The sequence below is a fragment of the uncultured Sunxiuqinia sp. genome, from assembly GCF_947495665.1.
Classification (GTDB): domain Bacteria; phylum Bacteroidota; class Bacteroidia; order Bacteroidales; family Prolixibacteraceae; genus Sunxiuqinia; species Sunxiuqinia rutila.
Genome location: NZ_CANLZV010000017.1, coordinates 38153 through 58321, shown reverse-complemented (window position 1 = coordinate 58321; position 20169 = coordinate 38153). Strand labels below are relative to the sequence as shown.

Annotated in this window: 14 protein-coding genes; 4 read left to right on the top strand and 10 right to left on the bottom strand. The window is 44.2% G+C overall.

Annotated features, from left to right (window positions below; genetic code table 11):
• Positions 1-44 precede the first annotated feature (44 nt).
• From Q1A18_RS16610 to Q1A18_RS16600, 3 genes are all read right to left on the bottom strand, one after another.
• Positions 45-812 (bottom strand): TIGR00266 family protein, encoded by a 768-nt coding sequence (locus tag Q1A18_RS16610; protein ID WP_299583231.1) that lies wholly within the window; start codon positions 810-812, stop codon positions 45-47.
• 97 nt (positions 813-909) lie between these two features.
• On the bottom strand, positions 910-1839 hold the full coding sequence (locus tag Q1A18_RS16605) for a YihY/virulence factor BrkB family protein (RefSeq protein ID WP_299583228.1): 930 nt from the start codon (positions 1837-1839) through the stop codon (positions 910-912).
• A 5-nt stretch (positions 1840-1844) separates the two neighbouring features.
• Positions 1845-2237 carry a DUF4783 domain-containing protein gene (locus Q1A18_RS16600; RefSeq protein ID WP_299583225.1) on the bottom strand — a complete coding sequence of 131 codons (393 nt, stop codon included), beginning with the start codon at positions 2235-2237 and terminating at the stop codon, positions 1845-1847.
• Between the two features lie 245 nt (positions 2238-2482).
• Here Q1A18_RS16600 and rlmH point away from each other — a divergent pair, with 245 nt between their 5' ends.
• A complete protein-coding gene (gene rlmH / locus Q1A18_RS16595; protein WP_299583222.1) occupies positions 2483-2956 on the top strand; it encodes a 23S rRNA (pseudouridine(1915)-N(3))-methyltransferase RlmH in 474 nt (157 codons plus the stop codon).
• Positions 2957-2974: 18 nt separating this feature from the next.
• The gene (locus tag Q1A18_RS16590) at positions 2975-6628 is read left to right on the top strand and encodes an ATP-binding protein (RefSeq protein WP_299583219.1); all 3654 of its coding nucleotides are present in this window, start codon (positions 2975-2977) and stop codon (positions 6626-6628) included.
• Positions 6629-6665: 37 nt separating this feature from the next.
• Here Q1A18_RS16590 and Q1A18_RS16585 read toward each other — a convergent pair whose 3' ends face one another.
• The 7 genes from Q1A18_RS16585 to Q1A18_RS16555 form a co-directional block, all read right to left on the bottom strand.
• Complete coding sequence (locus Q1A18_RS16585) at positions 6666-7322, bottom strand: YiiX/YebB-like N1pC/P60 family cysteine hydrolase (protein ID WP_299583216.1); 657 nt, start codon at positions 7320-7322, stop codon at positions 6666-6668.
• An 11-nt stretch (positions 7323-7333) separates the two neighbouring features.
• Entirely contained in the window at positions 7334-7750 is a 417-nt protein-coding gene (gene arfB / locus Q1A18_RS16580; protein WP_299583213.1) for an alternative ribosome rescue aminoacyl-tRNA hydrolase ArfB, read from the bottom strand.
• A 58-nt stretch (positions 7751-7808) separates the two neighbouring features.
• Complete coding sequence (locus Q1A18_RS16575; protein ID WP_299583208.1) at positions 7809-8681, bottom strand: rhomboid family intramembrane serine protease; 873 nt, start codon at positions 8679-8681, stop codon at positions 7809-7811.
• A 9-nt stretch (positions 8682-8690) separates the two neighbouring features.
• On the bottom strand, positions 8691-9431 hold the full coding sequence (locus tag Q1A18_RS16570) for a rhomboid family intramembrane serine protease (protein WP_299583205.1): 741 nt from the start codon (positions 9429-9431) through the stop codon (positions 8691-8693).
• An 82-nt stretch (positions 9432-9513) separates the two neighbouring features.
• Positions 9514-11388 (bottom strand): DNA mismatch repair endonuclease MutL, encoded by a 1875-nt coding sequence (mutL, locus tag Q1A18_RS16565; protein WP_299583202.1) that lies wholly within the window; start codon positions 11386-11388, stop codon positions 9514-9516.
• Between the two features lie 9 nt (positions 11389-11397).
• Positions 11398-11694 carry a hypothetical protein gene (locus Q1A18_RS16560; protein ID WP_299583199.1) on the bottom strand — a complete coding sequence of 99 codons (297 nt, stop codon included), beginning with the start codon at positions 11692-11694 and terminating at the stop codon, positions 11398-11400.
• Positions 11695-11806: 112 nt separating this feature from the next.
• A complete protein-coding gene (locus Q1A18_RS16555; RefSeq protein ID WP_299583196.1) occupies positions 11807-12604 on the bottom strand; it encodes an ion transporter in 798 nt (265 codons plus the stop codon).
• 119 nt (positions 12605-12723) lie between these two features.
• Between Q1A18_RS16555 and Q1A18_RS16550 the strand changes: the two genes are divergently transcribed.
• Entirely contained in the window at positions 12724-14262 is a 1539-nt protein-coding gene (locus tag Q1A18_RS16550) for a YifB family Mg chelatase-like AAA ATPase (RefSeq protein WP_299583193.1), read from the top strand.
• A 143-nt stretch (positions 14263-14405) separates the two neighbouring features.
• Positions 14406-19964 carry an MG2 domain-containing protein gene (locus tag Q1A18_RS16545; protein WP_299583190.1) on the top strand — a complete coding sequence of 1853 codons (5559 nt, stop codon included), beginning with the start codon at positions 14406-14408 and terminating at the stop codon, positions 19962-19964.
• The last annotated feature ends 205 nt before the right edge of the window (positions 19965-20169 follow it).

The following is a 20169-nucleotide window of genomic DNA, read 5'->3' as shown; positions in this document are numbered from 1 at the left end:
GACCTTGTTTATTTCAGAGATTTGGGGCTGAGATCTTCAGAAATTTAATCTTGCAAGAACTGGTTTAAAAGTCCACCGGATTCTTTGCGTTGATTTCCTCCTCGAGGCGACAACTCAGCAATAAGTTTGCGGATGGGCATGGATTGCAACCAGACTTTTCCGGTTCCTCTCAGGGTAGCCAGAAAAAGCCCTTCGCCACCGAAAACCATCGAGCGTAAGCCGCCGGATTGTTCTACGCTGAAATCGATGGAGGGTTCGTAAGCAACAATACAGCCGGTGTCAACACGCAAAACTTCGTTGTTTAGTTGCCGTTCAATAACTGTACCTCCGGCATGGATGAACGCGTTACCATCACCATGCAGTTCCTGCATGATAAATCCTTCACCTCCAAAGAAACCAGCACCTAGCCGTCGGTTAAAGGTGATGCTGATTTTGGTGCCTAAGGCGGCACATAAAAAGGCATCTTTTTGTACAATGATCCGACCACCCATTTGCCCCAGTTTCAAAGGAATGATGGTTCCCGGATAAGGAGCCGAAAAGGCAACGTGTTTTTTGCCCCAACCTTGGTTTGAAAAGTGAGTCAGGAAAAGAGATTCGCCGGTGATAATGCGTGATCCGGCAGATAGAATTTTATCGAAAAATCCGGCCCGGGGATTTGAACCATCTCCAAGTTTGGCTTCGAAGCTGATGCCGTCTTCCATGTAAATCATCGCGCCGGCTTCGGCAATGACTGTTTCTCCCGGATCAAGTTCAACTTCAACTAACTGGACATCGTGACCAATAATTTTGTAATCAATTTCGTGTGACTGCATAGGAGTAGAAAATTTTAATTATTCAGAAACCTAAAATTACGAATTGCCGCGAAAGCGTCAGCAGCTTTTCGATAAAATGGCGATTTTTCAGGGTAAACTAATCTTCCTGTGCTTTCTGGTGTGCCTCGTTTATGCTGGCATTCAGCTCAAAGCCGATGAGCAGAATAAGCGACATGAGGTAGAAGAGCAGCAGGAGAACCAACAAGGTGCCAATGGAGCCATACAGTTTGTTGTATTGCCCGAAGTTGGTAATGTAGTAGCTGAACCCAACCATGGTAATGATGCTTAGGATAGTGGCCAGCGTTCCTCCGGGAGAGATAAAGCGCCAGCGGGTTTTCTTGGCCGGCGCAAAATAATAGAGAAAGGCGAAGGTAAAGAAAAACAGAACCACGGTAATGATCCATTTCCCGAAAGTAAGCAGGTAATAGGTGAAATTATCACGCAGTAAGTCGTGATCAGCCAGGTAGTTAATGGCAAACTGCCCGCCGGTAATCAGGGCAATGCTGAGCGTAATGAGGATGGACAGGATAAAAAGCAACAAAATGGCGATGAGCCGTTGCCCAAGCCAGCTTCGGCGCTTGAAGGTATGTAAAGAAGCATCAAATGCACTCATCATACTGGCCAAGCCATTGGTTGAGAAAATGAGCGCCATGAAGAAACCCAAAGAAAGCAAGTCTCCCCGTTGACGGGTTAAGATGTCCTGAATGGTTTTTTCAACCATCGCAAATGCTTCTGGCGGAAGAAGTTCCTGGATTAATAGGAATAGCTCGACCTGAAAGTTTTTGATGGGGATGTAAGGAATTAGGGTAAACAAGAAAATGATGGCTGGAAAAAGCGCCAGAAAAAAGCTGAACGCAATGGCTGAGGCCCGGGTGGTAATCGATCCCTGAACGATGCTTTTGTAAAAAAACAGACCAACATCGTAGATTGCGACCTCGTCAAAGCCGGGAAAACTAATTTTTCTTGCCCAAATTAATAATTTTAGGGAGAAACGCTTAATCTTATGGCTTCGTTTGCTGAGTACCATTCAGCTTACTGTTTTTCAATTCGTAACTGGTGAATATAGGCTTTCTGACCTTTTTCTTTCAATAAAAAATAAACTCGAAAAACGCCTTGTTTAGTCGTCAGGTTACCAATGGCATAACGTGCACCTTCTTTACCTCCCTGGTGAATAATGGCAAAACGCTGGGGCGTATTGGTACTGAAAAAAGAGGCCACAATTTGTTTCGCCTGCTCTTTGCTGTATACATTATCCTTATCCAGAACCACCAATTCAATATTTTGATTGAAATAGTTGGATAAGGTAGAGGCATCTCCGGTTTTGAGGCTTAAGATAACTTCATCCGGAACCTGTGCCATACTTCCGATGGAGATAAAGAAAAATACGAGTGCCGAAATTAAGGTTTTAATCCTTTGATTTTTCATCTTTTAGTTGTTTAAAAACCCTGTTAGTCTGCATAAATTATACCAAAAAACAATAAGTATGCAACAGGATACATAACTTTGTAAAGTTAACAATTTTCAGTTTACAACCTTTGATTGCGTTAAGGATGATTTTTAGCTCCTGAAAAGGTACTTACTTTTCAGATAGAATGCTGATATTTATCGTTAACAATTCAAGATAGTTATAAAATAACGTAAGCTAGTTTGCGTTACCTAAATTTTTGGCGGTGAAGATAAAATTGCTTGTGATAGGAAAAACAGATCAAAAGTATTTGCAGGAGGGACTGGCGGATTACCACAAACGCATTCCGCACTACCTCCCCTTTGAATTCACGGTTATTCCGGATTTGAAAAACACGCGGAAGCTTTCCGAAGATCAGCAAAAGGAGAAAGAAGGAGAATTGATTTTGGCGCAGGTAAAGGCTGGCGATGAGCTGGTTTTGCTGGATGAACGGGGGCAAACGTTTCGGTCGACAGAATTTGCACGGTTTTTGGAGAAGAAGATGCTCGGTGGTTTAAAGAACCTGATTCTTGTTATTGGAGGGCCTTATGGCTTTTCCGAAGCCGTTTACCAGCGGGCAACAGGCAAGGTGAGTTTGTCGAAAATGACTTTTTCGCACCAGTTGATTCGGCTGATTTTTAGTGAGCAGCTTTACCGGGCCTTAACTATTTTGAAGGGCGAACCTTACCACCACGAATAATAGACCTTAATCCAATGTATGGAAGAATTCAAAAAATACGGTTTACTAATCCTTTCTTTGTGCTTATTTGTTTTTGCATTTCTGCTGGAGAACCATACGTTGAAGCACCATCCGGAAGTTGGCCTGGTTGAAACTTTTGAAGTGCAGTTGTTGGAGCAAAAGCAAGCTTTAAACGGACTGCTTGACGAAATTGAGCAGCGCATGAGTCAGGCTGATTTTGATGAAAACTTTGTTGCTGAATTTTTTCCTTACTCTAGCTTATATCGGGATCAGGGATTGGGGTTTGTGCTGTTGGATGGCAATGAAATTCTTTACTGGTCGCACAATCACTTTGCATTTACCAGTCGCTTTTCAAGCAAAATGGCGGCTCAGGAACTGTTGGCCTTGCCCAACGGTACCTACTTTGGTCTTAACCGGAAAGTGGATTCGCTAAACCTGATTGGGTTAATTCATATTAAAGATATCTACAGCATAGAGAACCAGTTTATTCGGAATGAATTTGTTGAGCCTTTTGTGCTGCCGGATAACTTTGTGATTCAGCGTGAAAAATCGGCTTACAACCTTTCGGTGCGGGACGAAGAAGGCAATTATTTATTTTCAATTTTACCCACCGGCAAATTTAAGTGCACCAAGGCACAGCTTTATGCGCCTGCGGCCGTGTTTATTGTGGCATTTTTAATCCTTCTGGGTTTTATCCGGCAGCGGGTGAGGCACTACCGGTATGAGAATTTTCTAACGCGGGTTATTGTGCTGGGGCTTTCTCTGCTGGGTTTTTACTGGTTTCATGTGTTGTTCCGTTTGCCGCAGTTGGCTTACGCTTTCGACTTGTTTGGACCGGCGCTTTATGCCTATTCCTTTTGGCTTCCTTCGTTGGGCGACTTGTTGTTACTGGCGGTTTTATTCTTCTTTTGGTGTTTCAATTATGTGAAAGATTTTGCTTATTCCAAAGGGGCTGGTAAAGGAGAGCTTTGGGGAGCTTACCTGTTTAGCTTGCTGGTTTACCTGTTGGCCAACTATTTCTTTGGAAACCTGATTCGAAACAGCAGTATTTCTTTTCAGCTAAATCGAATTGATGACATTGATTTTTACAGTGTCGTTGGTTTTGTTATTATTGCCCTGTTTTTTTTCTCTGCTTTTCTCATCAACTTGAAGACGGTTGAGTTGAGCGAGCGTTACCTTTCCAGGAAGCGATTCCTGAAAAGCCATCTGGTGCTGATTCTGATTTTTGGAGGACTTGCCATTGTGGTGAAAAATAGCTACCTGTACATGGTATGCTTGTTTTTGCTGACAAATTTTTCGGTTTTTGCCCTACAGAACACCCAGTTTAAAAGGCATTCTCTATCGTACATCATCTACTTTGTGTCGCTATTTGCCCTTTTTACTTTAGTTGATATCCAGTACTATAACCAACTCAGGACAGTCGAAAGTCAAAAGCTGATGACGGTGACCCTGAACTCGGAACATGATCCGGCTGCAGAGATTTTCCTGACGGATATTCAACGCGAACTCAGTGTCGATTCGGTTATTCCGTATTTATTGTCCACCACTTATCAGGAGCTGGAAAGCTACCTGGAACGGCAGTATTTTGGTGGCTATTTTCGGAAGTACGATTTGAAAATTATTCTCTGTAGCGGTTCCGACAGCCTGCTGGTTGAGCCGGATAACCGTTGGGTGCCTTGCTTTCCGTTTTTTGAAGAGATGATTGATGAATCGGGAACCCAAATTCCGGGGACCAACTTTTACTTTATGGATAACTTGAATGGCCGAATTTCTTACATGGGACGAATTTTTTATCCGCTCTCAGCCGATTCATTAGGGACCTCGGTCTTTTTTGAGCTGAATTCGCGTCTGTTGCCGGAAGGCTCAGGTTTTCCCGAGTTATTGCTCGACCAGTCGATGGCTAAACCCAAGCGCTATCAGCATTTTTCGTATGCCAAGTATTTTGACAACGAGTTGGTTACCTTAAGTGGTGACTATCAGTATAATTACTACATCGACTCCTACAATATTCAGAATGACAGCGCTGAGTTTCTGCTTGAACGTTGGGATGGTTACGATCATTTAATTCACATCTTGGGGCACAACAATTACATCATTGCCAGTAGCAAGTCCTTTCGAATGAAGGATTATCTGATTTCATTCCCTTACCTCTTTGTGTTCTATTTCGTTTTTATTTTGGTAATTGTTTTTGCCGGCAATCCGCAGTACCGGAAAAAGGCCATGTTTTATGACTTGAAGTTTAAAATACAGGCGGCCATTATTGCAGTGGTACTTAGTTCACTTTTCTTTGTGGCTGCCGGTACCATTTATTATAACATTCAGGAGTATGAAAACAGGCACCAGGATGACCTGAATGAAAAAATGAACTCCATTGCCGAGGAAGTTAAGATGCGGATGGGCGATGTAAATGAGCTCACACCCGATTTGATCGATTGGCTTTGGAATGAACTGAATAAGTTATCCATCGTTTTTCGAACGGATATTAATATTTTCGGACTGGATGGCGAGTTGATCGCTTCTTCGCGCCCGGAAATCTTTTTAAGAGGGATTATTTCGAATCGGATGAATTCTGAGGCTTATTACGAGTTGATTGAAAATTACCAGGTGAGTTATTCACAACCCGAGCGGATTGGCGAGCTGTCTTACTTGTCGGTTTATGAGCCCATCATCAACGATATGGGCGATTATCTGGGGTTCATTAACTTACCGTACTTTACGCGTGGGGATGAACTGAAGCAAGAGATTTCCACGTTTATCGTGGCTTTTATCAACTTGTATGTCTTTCTGTTTCTGGCCAGTGTGATTGTGGCCGTCTTGCTGGCCAATCAAATAACCCGGCCCTTAAGTTTGGTTAGGGAGAAGTTGAAGGGAATTCAGCTGGTTAAAAAGAATGAGCAAATCAGCTATCAGCGCGATGATGAAATTGGCGCCTTAATTAAAGAATATAACCGCAAGGTGGAAGAGCTGGCCGAAAGTGCCGAGCTGTTAGCCCGTACGGAGCGGGAACTAGCCTGGCGCGAAATGGCGAAGCAGGTAGCCCATGAAATTAAAAATCCGCTAACTCCCATGAAGCTCAATATTCAATACTTGCAGCGGGCCAAAAAGGAAAAGGCGGATCACTTTGAAGATTACTTCGACCGGGTTACGCGAACGTTGATTGAACAGATTGACACCTTGTCGGAGATAGCCACCGAATTCTCCAACTTTGCCAAAATTCCGAAAGCCCGAAATGAGGTGTTTAACCTGGCGAGCCAGCTAACAAAAGTTGTTGAGCTGTTTGAGTCGAGTACACACATGGAGTTGACGGTGAATCTGAATGGGCAGGAAGAGTTGTTGGTTCACGCTGATCATGAGCAAATTTCACGGGCTTTTGTTAACCTGATTAAGAATGCTATTCAATCCATTCCACAAAGCCGAAGTGGCAAGGTGCAGGTGGTATTAACAGAAAAGGATGGATTTGCCCGCGTGGCTGTGAAAGATAACGGAACCGGAATCCCGGAAGCTATTCGTCAGCAAATGTTTCAACCGAATTTTACTACGAAAAGCAGCGGAATGGGCTTGGGACTGGCTATTGTGAAAAAGATTATTGAAAATGCACGAGGCAGCATCTGGTTTGAAACGGAGATGGATCAAGGCACGACATTTTATGTTGAGCTTCCTGTTTATAAGTAAAACATAGGTGCTTGTTTTAATGTTGAAGGACTTGCTGTTAAAGCGTTGGTCGGATTAATAATCCGAGTCGCTCTAACTTTTCAGAAGCAGCCATGCCATTGGGGTTGCAGCCGGGTAAACCTTCCGGAATGTCCATGCTGAGTTTCTCGTAATGCGCTACCCATGCCGGACTAAAAGTGCCGGTTGCAGGATTTTTGAACGTCATTGGATTTAACACAAAAATGCTGTCTTCTTCAAAAGCCCGGTAGATAAACTCAGAGCAATAATGACTGGTGTCTGAAAGTACGTAGCTGAAGTTGTATGGCTTGCCCAGCAGGTTTTTTGCTTTGGCAATGGCAGGTGTAATAGCTTTCTGAAATGCCGGCTTTAGACGGTAAACGGTAACTTGGGTCGAATCTCCATTCGGATGTAAAAACTGATCCAATGTAACCTGGCAGGTACCTCCCTCGGCACTGGCATGGAGCACATACACCGCGTCATTTTCAAGGATAGCCATTCCCACATGCGAGAAGTGGGTTTGTTTATGCGTTTGGGTGACTTGATCGATGGCTTCTGACAGGCGGCCTGAAACCGGTTCGGAGAATAGTAGATCGCCATTTTGCAGTTTCCCTGCATCGATTTGCTGCGCGTTTAAACTCAGTCCAAGCATAAAAAAAGCCATGAGTAGTCGGTATTTTTTTCGAGTGAATTTCATGTGTTTGTCTATTAGAAATCAATTTTACCGCGTCGCTTTTTCTTTTCGCCCATTTGTTTTTTGGCTGTTATGCGTTTCTCTACTGAGCTTCGTGTCGGACGGGTTGGCCTTCGTTTTTTTACCGGCTGAAGGGTTTTTTGGAGCAGGGCATAAAATTTTTCTACCGTAATTTCCTTGTTTCGGATCTGCGAGCGTTCTTCTTGACTAACAATCAGTAAGTCTCCTTCCGAAGTTAACTTGTTGGCCAGTTTTTGAAGGAGAAGCTCTTTTTGCCGCTCGCTTAATAGCTGCGAGGCAGGAACATTAAAGCGCAGTTCAACCCGCGAATCCACTTTGTTCACATGTTGTCCGCCAGCTCCACTGCTGCGCGAAGTTCGAAACGCAAACTCGCTGCTTAAATCTGGAATATGAACGGATGCTTTGTTCATGGATTGGACTTTAAAAAGAGCTTATGCAGGATGCCTTGTTACAGGTAAACGTTGGAATTTATTTACCCATCTTAAAGAGCAGTTCCTTTTCTTCTTTGGTCAATGAGTCGTAGCCGGATTTGCTTATCTTTTCCAGAACCCGATTAATTTCCTCCTGCTTCAGGTTGCGCTGCCGGTTGTATTCCACATCGTCAGTTGCTGATTTTTTGTAAGTGACTTTGATTTTTGGACGTGGCTTGAGAAGCTTTTGTCCTTTGTCCAGCAAATTTGAAACCCACTTGGTTAGGTCTTTGTTTTTGCGGTATTGAAGCACGAAAATCATCCCCATAAATGCACCGCCCAAGTGGGCCAGGTTGCCGCCTGAGTTGGATGAAGCAATGCCAATAACATACATGGCCAGCGAAACCAAAGCAATGTATTTCATGCGCACAGGCCCTATGAATAGCAGGTTGATGGTGTGATTGGGCGCCCACATGGCCACTGCAATCACAATGGCGATAACCGAGGCTGAGGCTCCCAGTAAACGGGAAAAAACAACCACTTCAGTAAAGGCCGGAAAGAAATTATAGGCAGCCAGAAAAAAGATTCCACCGGCTAGTCCTCCTAGTAGGTAAATGCCTAGCAACTGCTTTTCATTAAAGTAGAACAGAAATATTTTACCAAGCCAATACAGCCACAGAATATTAAATAAGATGTGGAGAAAGTCGAAATGTAAAAACATGTAAGTGGCCAGTGTCCAAGGCTTGTAGGCCAGCTGATGAATGTCAGCCGGTAGGGCCAGCCAGTTCAGTCCCGAGAAATTCTGGTCAAGCAAGAAGAAAAACACATTAATGATGCGAATAAAAAGGAAAACGCCAAGGTTTACGTAGATCAACCGGGTGAGGACTGAGCCCTTTTTGAAAGATTCCTTTATTTCGTCAATAATACTCATAAGGCTTTTTTAATAGAAATTTCGACTGTTCTTGTTCCAGTAGCGAATAAGCAGGTAGCCAAAAAGCATCCCTCCAAGGTGTGCAAAGTGAGCTACGTTACTTCCCGGACGAGCCAGCCCCAAGTACAATTCAAGAACGCCATAACCAATAACAAAGTATTTGGCTTTGATTGGAATTGGTGGGAAAAGTAGCATCAGTTGCGTGTTGGGGAACAACATTCCGAATCCAAGCAACACACCAAACACGGCTCCTGAAGCTCCAACCGTAGGAACATTGAGCAATAAGTTGAGTTTGCCCATCAGCGGGTCGGTGTAGTTTTTCCCCTGCATCCAGATGTCGGCTCCGTTTTGCATGACCAAATCAATATGTTCTGGCGACATTTTTGAAATCACCGACTGGTATTCAATAAAGTTGACAAACGTGTGCAAAACGGCAGCTCCTAATCCAGTTGCAAAATAATAGATAAAAAATCGCTTGGGCCCCCAAACGCTTTCCAGCACACGGCCAAACATCCATAGGGCAAACATGTTGAACAAGAGGTGGGTGAAGCCACCATGCATGAACATGTGGGTGACAATTTGGTACGGCTCAAATTTGGGTGAAGCAATATAATGTAGCCCGAGAATCCGCGTTAAATCAATGTTTTGCATGCTTAGAACAAAGGTTGCAAAAAGCATCAGCACATTAATAATGATCAGGTTTTTAACAACCGGAGGTATCGAGCCAAAAGAGGGTCTGAAATTCTGCATAGCTGAAAATTTAGTTGCGGACCACAAGAGCCACGCCAAAAATGGTTTTCAATACAAAGTAAACAATTCTATAGACAATTTGTCACTTCAAAAGTTTTTCAAAATGTTCAATCGGCATGATTGTTAACACTTGTTTTCCCGTGGGCGAAAAGTTTGGTGTTGAACAGGCAAAAAGCTGGTCAATCAACTGGTTCACCTCTTCTTCTTTCATCACATAGCCATAGGAAATAGCCGAAGCCTTGGCCAGTGAGGCGGCAATTTTTTCGCGCGCTTTTTCCTGCAAATTGTCCGCCGAACTTTTGATGTCTTCCAGCAAGCTTTCAACGACGGACTGGGGCGATGAATTGTCAAGCATGCCCGGTGTGCCGTGAATGATAAAGCTGTTGTTGCCAAAATTGCTGATGTCAAAACCAAGGGCTCTAAGATCGTTTAGTACGGAATTCAGCAACTGGGCATCAGCCGCATTAAGGTCGAAGGTATGCGGAAACAGTTGCTTCTGACTAACAATTTCATTGCTGTCAATAACACTCATGAAATTCTCAAAGAGAATTCGCTCATGAGCCCGTTTCTGGTCAATCACCATCAAACCCGATTTGACAGGAGTTAAAATGTATTTGCCTTTAAACTGGAAGAATGTTTTCCCCGAGTATGTTTCTTCATGCTGAATTTCATGATGTGTAGCCGGCTCCAATTCCTGAGACAGCAGTTCTTCCTCTTCTTCGGGAAATTCGTCCTCCTCGTGTTCCTTTTGCGTGAAATCCTGGTATAACTTTTCCCAGTATTGCGCTTTTGGTGTTTTTTTTGGTGTTTGGTTAAATGGATTGGTTCCGGTAAAAACCACTTCTTTTTCAAAGGGGTTATAGGTCGGATCAATCTCAATTTCCGGTGGGCGGATATCGTCAGAACTTTTGGGCGCAACCGGAATGTCAAAGCTGCCTGCCTGATCAAAATCAATGGAAGGAATAACATTGTGTTTTCCCAATGATTCGCGTACGGTAGCCTTAATCATTTGCCAGATAGCTGATTCATCTTCAAACTTGATTTCTGTTTTGGTGGGGTGAATATTGATGTCGATATTTTCAGGATCCACCTCGAAAAATAAGAAATAGGAAGGAATACTGTCGGGTGGCAGAATTTTCTCATAGGCTTGTACCACCGCTTTGTGAAAAAACGAATGACGCATAAATCGCTTGTTGACAAAGAAAAACTGCTCTCCAAAAGTTTTGCGGGCATGTTTGGGTTGACCAATATACCCGGTTATTTTCACCAGGGTTGTGTCGGTATTTACCGGAATAAGCTTTTGAATACTGTGCTTTCCGAACAGGGCGACAATACGTTTGCGAATATTGTCCTGTCCCAGTTCATAAACCGGTTGCTTGTTGTTGATCATGGAAAAGGCGATGTCTGGGTTAGCCAGAGCTACGCGCTGAATTTCATGAATAATGTGTTTGAGCTCAGCAGCATTCGATTTTAGAAATTTGCGACGGGCGGGCACATTGAAAAACAGGTTCTTAACCATGAAGTTGGTTCCGCTGGCACAGCTGGTTGGTTCTTGCTTCAATACATTTGAACCATTGATGTGGATGAACGTGCCGATCTCCTGATCGTGCTGTTTTGTATACAGTTCCACATCGGCAATGGCAGCGATAGAAGCCAGTGCTTCACCACGAAAACCCATGGTTCGGATGGCGAATAAGTCGTTGGCTGCTTTTATTTTTGAGGTGGCGTGGCGTTCAAAAGCCATGCGCGCATCGGTATCCGACATGCCACAACCGTTATCGCTGATTTGGATGAGCGTACGGCCGGCGTCTTTCAGGTTAATTTTAATATGCGAGGCCCCGGCATCGATGGCATTTTCCACCAATTCTTTAACAACGGAGGCAGGGCGTTGAATAACTTCTCCTGCAGCAATTTGGTTGGCAACGGAATTAGGAAGTAATTGAATTATATCTGGCACGGACGATTTTTAAAATTTAAATAAAAGGTATGCGGCAATTGAAATAATAACAATCAACAAAAGCAATCGGGTATTGGAACGGCGCCTGGAATCGGAGGCCGATTTCGACGAATGATTCATTGATCGGCGAAACTGCCCTTTAATGTTGGGTCGATAATTTTCGCCTGTTTCTTTTTTTTCATGAATCCCCAGTTCTTTCTTTATTCGGTCTTCACGGTCTTGCATCTCTTCTTTCTCCGGGTTGTAATACCGAAAGGGCATGCTGAAACGGCGATGCTTGGGTAAATGAAAAAAACTTCCGATCATGATTTTAAATTATTGATTGACTTGCAAAAATACAAAAATCAAGCCAGATCATGAAGGGGCAATGGTAAAAAGTAAGAAAACTCCTGACTTACGGAGTGGAGCTAAAAATGCCCTAATTGAGTTGTTTTCCGCACTTTTTGCAGAAAATAGCATCGTTCTCATGTTGATCGTGCAAGCAGTGCGAACAGACTTGGGTGTTTGATTTTGATGAGGAGCGTACCATCTCTGCTGTGACAATTCCGGTAGGAACTGCAATAATGGCATAACCCGCGATCATTAAGGCGCTGGCCAACATTTGTCCGGTAGGAGTTTGGGGTGAGATGTCGCCATAACCTACAGTGGTCATGGTTACAATGGTCCAGTAAATACTCGTAGGAATGCTGATAAAACCATTTTCTGGTCCTTCAATCAGGTACATTAGGGTGCCAACAATCACAATGATGTTGAGCACGAAAAACAGGAATACAAATATTTTTTCGCGGCTTTGGGCGAGGGCTCGCCTTAGGTTGTTCCCAGCGGCGGTGTAGCGGTTAAGCTTCAGAATCCGAAAAACCCGAATAAGCCGAATGGCCCGGATGACGACTAAACTTTGGCTTCCGACAAAGAACAAGGTGAGGTAAGACGGGAGAACGGCCAGAAAATCGATGATGCCATAAAAGCTGAAGATGTATTTTGAGGGACGCTGAACGACCAGGATACGAAGCAGGTATTCGGCTGAAAAAAGGATCGTAATGATCCATTCCATGAGCCGCAAAGCTTCCCGGTGATCGGCATTGATGGAAGGAACACTCTCAAGCATGACCAGTGCGATGCTTAAAAGGATAACCACCAATAAAACGACATCAAAGAGTTTTCCTTTTGGGGTGTCGGCTTCAAAAATTACCTCGTATACTTTTTGTTTTAACGTCATGTTTTTGAGCTTGAATAGCGTTTAAAGATAGGAAAATGCCGGCTAGGAATAAAACTTGCAATTCACACTTAGTCCTTGTAAATTTATGTTTTGTATCGATATTTCCTAAATCCACTTCTATGATGATCAAAACTTTTGCTGCCGCGGTTCATGGAATAGATGCGACGACCATCACCATTGAAACCGATGTATCACAGGGAATTAAGTTTTTTCTGGTAGGACTGCCCGATAGCGCCGTTAAAGAAAGTCAGCAGCGTATTGAATCGGCTTTACGGTTGAATAACTTTAAATGGCCGCGCAAAAAAATCGTGATCAATATGGCACCGGCTGACATTCGAAAGGAAGGGTCAGCTTACGATCTTCCGTTGGCTATTGCCGTTCTGGCGGCTTCAGAGCAGTTGGTCTCGGAAAAGCTTGAGCGTTACCTGTTGATGGGAGAGTTGTCGTTGGATGGAACGCTTCAGCCCATAAAAGGAGCTTTGCCCATTGCGATTAAGGCACGCGAAGAAGGTTTTGAAGGGTTTATTCTTCCCAAAGAAAATGCCCGAGAGGCTGCTGTGGTAGATCAGCTGAAGGTTTATGGTGTGGAGAACTTGATGCAGGTTGTCGATTTTTTCAACAATGAAGGAGAACTGGAGCAAATAGTTGTCAACACGCGAGAAGAATTTTATCAGAAACTTAATGATACCGATTTGAATTTTTCGGATGTGAAAGGCCAGGAGAATGTAAAACGTGCCTTGGAAATATCTGCGGCGGGCGGACACAATGTGATCATGATTGGACCTCCAGGTGCGGGGAAAACAATGTTAGCCAAGCGGATTCCAACAATCTTGCCTCCTTTTACCTTGCATGAGGCTTTGGAAACCACCAAAATTCATTCGGTTGTGGGAAAGATTGACCGGGATACTTCGCTGATGACCGAGCGTCCATTTCGTAGTCCGCACCACACCATATCTGATGTAGCGTTGGTAGGGGGTGGAACCTATCCACAGCCTGGCGAAATCAGTTTGGCACACAATGGCGTGTTGTTTTTAGATGAGTTGCCGGAGTTTAAACGGACTGTTTTGGAGGTGATGCGACAGCCGCTTGAAGATCGGCGAATAACTATTTCCCGGGCAAAGTTTTCAGTGGACTATCCAGCCAGTTTGATGTTGGTGGCCTCCATGAATCCGTGTCCTTGTGGGTATTACAATCATCCGACCAAGGAGTGCGTGTGTGCACCGGGAATGGTGCCGAAATACCTCAATAAAATATCTGGTCCGTTGTTGGATCGGATTGATATTCATTTGGAAGTGGTTCCCGTTCCTTTCAAAAAATTATCCGAATTGGATGAGACGGAAAGTAGCGAAACAATTCGGGAGCGGGTGATTCATGCCCGTGAGATTCAATCTGCGCGCTACCAGGAAGTGGAGGGCGTATTTTGTAATGCTCAAATGTCATCCCGGCAAATTCGCGACTATGTGGAGCTGGATGAAGCTAGCAATTCGTTGCTGAAAAATGCGATGGAGAAGTTGGGGCTTTCTGCCCGTGCTTATGATCGTATTCTGCGTGTGGCGCGCACCATTGCCGATCTGGATGATTCAAAACCCGTTGGTGCACACCATATTTCAGAAGCCATTCAATACCGGAGTTTGGATCGGGAGAATTGGGGAAGCTAACAGGCTCCAGTTTTTCGAAAATTAAAATAAAGTAACTTTTGACTAATTTGAAGCAATCCTGACAACAATTGCTGTTCATTATAGTTAATACTCTTATTTTAGTCATTGCTTTTTTAAAAATCAAGCTAACCAAATTATTTACGATGAAGAGTTATACTCGCCTTCCTTTTATTTTTTTCGTTTTAAGTTTTGTCGTTGCGGCTTGTGGCGATCAAAAGTCAAAGCCAAGTGCTGCTGTCGACAGTGGTTTTACGCAGTTTGTAAGCAGTTACACCAGTGGTGTAATTTCGTGCAAATCACCAATCTTGGTTGAATTTAGCCAGGATCCTCTGCATCCGGGACAGCCGGGCGAGGAAGCAGCTGCTGAGCTCATCAGCCTTTCGCCTAAAGTGAAAGGAAAGGTGCAGTGGGTTGATGGAAATACCCTGGCTTTTATACCTGAGGAAAAAATGAAATCGGACACCGGTTATGAGGTGCATGTGGCTTTAGCTAAAGTGCTGGAGGTGCCTACTGAATACAAAACCATGAAGTTCGTGGTAAAGACCATCAAGCAGTCTTTCAACCTGAATAATTTGGCCGTAAAAGCGTATGATAGTCAATCGCTGGAAATGCAGTATTTGTCGGGAGTTGTATACACGGCTGACTGTGCCGAGGACAAGCAAGTGGAATCGCTTGTGAAGGTGAGTAAAGACAATCGTCAACTAAGCTTGAATTGGATTCACAATGCAAATGGAAAGGAGCATACTTTTCGGGTAGATAGCTTGAAACGAACGGAGGAGACCCAGGAGATTCAGGTGGAATGGGATGGTAAAGCGATTGGCGATGAGAAACAGGGGAGTGAAGAAGTCGAATTGCCAGCGTTGGATGTTTTTAAAGTGGTTGATGTGCGTGTTGTTCAACAACCTGAACAGTACTTGTTGGTGCGCTTTTCCGATCCTTTGTTGCCAGGACAAAACCTGACTGGACTGGTAACGATCGATCAACTTGATGATTTGCGCTATCAATTGGATAACAATGAGCTAAAGGTATATTTGCCATCGCGACTGGCAGGAGATCATGAGGTGTATATTTCCAGTGGAATTCGAAATGCACTCAACTTCAAACTGAAAGAGTCAACGACTTTGGAGGTGCGCTTCGAGGATCTAAAGCCTGCCGTTCGCCTTGTGGGAAAAGGAGCGATTGTCCCTTCTTCCGGAGAATTGGTTTTCCCTTTTGAAGCAGTTAACCTGCGATCGGTTGATTTGCGGATTATCAAGATTTTCACCAATAATGTTCACCAATTTTTTCAGAGTAATAACTACGATCAGAGTTCGAATCTTAAGCAGGTTGGGCGCTTGGTTTATCAAGACAAGCTTGATTTGGATGTGGCTTCTTTTGCTGAGTTGAAGCGATGGAATACCTACCGGGTTGACCTGACAAAACTGATTCAAGTGGAGCCAGGTGCCATTTATCGTGTGCAGTTACGATTTAATAAAGATTATTCGCTGTACGGACAAGAACAATTGCCGGATAAAAAGATGGTTTCGTCGGCAGAGAAACTAATGGCTGATCAGGAGTTGAAGAATGAAATGGACGAATGGGATCGTCCGGGATGGTATTCCGACTATTATTACCCTGACGGTTTTCAGTGGCGTGAGCGCGAAAACCCGGATCATATTTCGTATTATAATTCGGACCGCTTTGTTGCCCGCAATTTGTTTGCGACGAATTTAGCTGTAATTGCTAAAGGAGGAACAAATCAGCGCATGCGTTTTGTGGTGACCAATTTGGTGACAGCGGAGCCGGAGGCTGGTGTGACGCTCAAGGTTTATAGCTTTCAAAAGCAATTGATGGAAACTGTTTCAACAACGGCTGATGGGATGGCGATGGTTGAGTTGAAGCATAAACCCTTTTTGCTGGTGGCCGAAAAGAATGGCCAGTTTGCTTACCTACGTTTGGATGATGGCTCTTCCTTGTCGCTCAGTAATTTTGATGTAAGCGGGAGTGTTGTTCAAAAAGGAATTAAAGGGTATGTCTATGGCGAACGTGGTGTGTGGCGGCCGGGAGACAAGATTTTTCTGACCTTCCTTTTAGAGGATAAACAAAACAACTTACCGGATGGTCACCCGGTCATCTTTGAGTTGATTAATCCCAAAGGACAAGTAGTGAGCCGCCAGGTTCAAAGCCAGGGGATGAATGGTTTTTATTGTTTTACAAGCGAAACCGATGCCGAAGCTCCAACAGGAAACTGGACAGCCATGTTGAAAGTTGGGGGACAGTCTTTCAGTAAGCGAATTAAAGTGGAAACGGTAAAACCCAATCGATTAAAAATTGACTTGAAGTTTGATACTGACCCATTGTCAATTGATCAGGGGAATGCCGAAGGACAACTAAAAACAGCCTGGTTGCACGGAGGTATAGCAAAGAATCTGAAAGCCCAGGTTTCATTAAGCTTTTCCAAGTCAAAAACAGCATTCAAAGACTTGTTTAACTATGTATTTGACGACCCAGCCAAAGACTTCTATGCTGAAGAACAGGAGGTGTTTAATGGCAAGGTGGATGAAAAAGGGAATGCAGATGTCAACTTCAAACTACCTAAAATAAGCTCGGCTCCGGGAATGCTGAATGCCCATTTTTCAACACGGGTTTATGAAGAAACCGGAGACTTTAGCATTGATGTGCAAACGGTACCTTATGCGCCATACGCTTCTTTTGTTGGGGTGAAACTGCCGGCATCCGAATCAAATTGGTATAAAACAGATACAAGCTATCCATTGGATTTGGTAACAGTGGATGGAAAAGGAAATAAGATTGACCGAAAAGGTCTGGAAGTAACGGTTTATAAGGTCGATTGGCATTGGTGGTGGGACTCAGGCGAAGACAACTTGGCCAGGTATGTAAACAACTCCTACAATAAGCCAATCATGCGGGCTAAAGTGGCTACGAAGAACGGACTGGCCAGTTTGCCATTGCAAATAAAATATACGGACTGGGAAGATAATGGCCGGTACCTGATTCATGTGAAAGACCCGGAAAGTGGACACAGTACCGGTCTTACTGCCTATTTCTCGAAATGGGGGTATTGGGCGGCTGATGGCATGCAGGGTGCAGCTACGATGTTGTCGTTTAAAACCGATAAAGATAACTACCAGGTTGGTGACAAGGTTACGGTTACCATTCCTTCCGGGAAACAAGGGAAAGCCTTGGTAAGCGTTGAAAACGGATCGGATGTACTGGACTTGTTTTGGGTGGAAACGAAGGAGAAAAATACGGTCTTTAGCTTCGAGGCAAAAGCAGAAATGGCACCCAATGTGTTTGTGCATGTTTCTTTAATACAACCGCATGCGCAAACCGAAAACGATGCACCAATTCGCTTGTATGGCGTAATTCCAGTGTTGGTTGAAGATCCGAAAACGCATCTTACACCTCAGATTAAGATGAAAGATGAACTGGAGCCTGAAGAAGAATATGAGGTGAAAGTGTCGGAGAAAGATGGACGGAAAATGACCTATACCTTGGCCGTTGTTGATGAAGGCTTGTTGGATCTGACTCGTTTTGATACGCCTGACCCGTGGCCGTCGTTTTATGCTCGCGAAGCTCTCGGGGTGAGAACCTGGGATTTTTATGATGATGTGATTGGAGCATACGGTGCGCGCCTGGAACGGGCCTTTGCCGTTGGTGGTGATGAGAACCTGACAGCTTCGAAACGGAAAAAGGTGAACCGGTTTAAGCCGGTGGTTTCATTCATCGGGCCTTTTTCGCTGGACAAAGGAAAAACCAATAAGCACAAGTTGAACATGCCAAACTACGTGGGGGCTGTTCGGGTGATGGTTGTGGCCGGAAATCAGGGAGCTTATGGAAATGCTGACAAATCCGTTAAGGTTTTAAAACCATTGATGTTGCTGGCAACCTTGCCGCGTGTGCTTGGTCCGGGCGAGGAAGTGATGCTTCCGGTGAATGTTTTTGCGATGAAGCCGGATGTAAAAAATGTTACTGTGAGCATTGAGCCGAATGAGTTGTTAAGTTCGTTGGATGGAAAAACGCAGCAAGTGAAATTTTCAGAGGTGGGCGACCAGATTGCTGGATTTAAGCTGAAGGTGGCTGAGAAAACGGGTGTCGGAAAAGTCAGGATTACAGCTCAAAGTGGGAGTCACAAGGCTTCTTATGAAATTGAACTTGAAGTACGTCCATCCAACCCTCGCATTGTAAATAATGAAGAAACCGTCATTCAACCTGGAGAAAAATGGGAAATGGCAGTGACAGCTCCGGGAATGGAAGGAACCAACTCGGCCCGTCTGGAGTTGTCAACAATCCCGCCGATTGACTTAAGTCGTCGTTTGAATTATCTGATTCGCTATCCACATGGATGTATTGAGCAAATCACCTCGGGCGTATTTCCGCAGTTGTTGCTTAATCAACTTACTCAAGTCTCGGATGAGCAAAAGCAAGAGATTGAAGTTAATATTCGGACTGCGCTGAATAAATATCCTCGCTTTTTAACTTCGGAGGGTGGCTTTGCCTATTGGCCCGGAAGTCGTTACTCGTCGTCGTGGGGAACAAATTATGCAGGGCATTTTATGTTGAAAGCTGAAGAGGCCGGATACAGCCTGCCATTTGGCCTGAAAGAAAAGTGGTTGAACTACCAGAAAAATGCCGTTCGTAATTGGCAGCGTTCTGAACGGACCTATGAGCGATCAGAACTGGTTCAGGCTTATCGTTTATATACTTTGGCTTTAGCGCAGTCGCCTGATTTTGGTGCCATGAACCGCCTGCGCGAAGAGAAAGGCCTTGATGCAATTGCTCAGTGGCGTTTGGCAGCGGCCTATGCTTTGGCTGGGCAACCTGAAGTTGCTGAAAAAATGATTGCCAGCCTGAGTAAGCGTATTCAGCCCTTCCGCGAACTTTCCTACACCTTTGGGTCAGATGTTCGGGATAAAGCCATGATCCTGGAAACTTTGGTATTGCTAAATAAGCAAAAAGAAGCTTTTCCTTTGGTGACCGAACTTTCAGCAGAGCTTTCGGCTGATTCCTGGATGAGCACACAAGCAACCGCTTACTCCTTGTTGGCAATAGCCGAGTTTGCAGGAGGTAAGTTGGACGATAATCCACTAAAAGCAGGCGTTTCAATAAATGGATTGTCGTCAAAAACGATTTCAACAAATGCTCCGGTTTGGCAGGGCGAAGTAGCCTTTAAAGCTAATCAAACAGCAAAGGTTGAGGTTGAAAATAAGACCGGCAAGGTGATGTATGCCCGTGTGATGAGTGAAGGAATTCCGGTGACCGGAGATACAACATCGGCTCAGAATAACCTGTTTATGGAAGTGGCTTACACCGATATGCAAGGCCAAAAGGTAAATCCTGAAAAATTGACGCAAGGGACGGATTTCATCGCAGTAATTCGTGTTCAAAACCCCGGGCAGCGTGGTGCTTATAAAGAAATGGCTTTGACAACGATTTTCCCATCCGGTTGGGAGATTATCAATCATCGTTTAAATGATATTGATAGTCCGTTAAAGAGTGATGTTTCAAATTACCAGGATATTCGGGATGATCGGGTGTTGACTTATTTTGATCTGAAAGCGAATGAGAAAAAGACCTTCCGGATTCTTCTGAATGCGTCGTATGAAGGAAAGTTCTATTTGCCATCTGTTCAGTGCGAGGCGATGTATGATAATCGAATCAATGCGCGCCAGCCAGGCCGCTGGGTGGAAGTGGTGAAGTAGGTACTGTGCCTTTGCGTGTCCTTTGAATATGTTCGTTTGTTCACGCAAAGACGCGAAGATGTTAAGGAAGTTTGCTTTTTTAATATTACGGAGTCTTTGATTGGAGGTAAGCTCTATTGGGACGTGAATGCTTGGAGGGAATGATGAGTTTGCGAAAATAGCATCCATTTCAGAAAGAATAAATTTTGTGTCTTTGCGCCTTGGC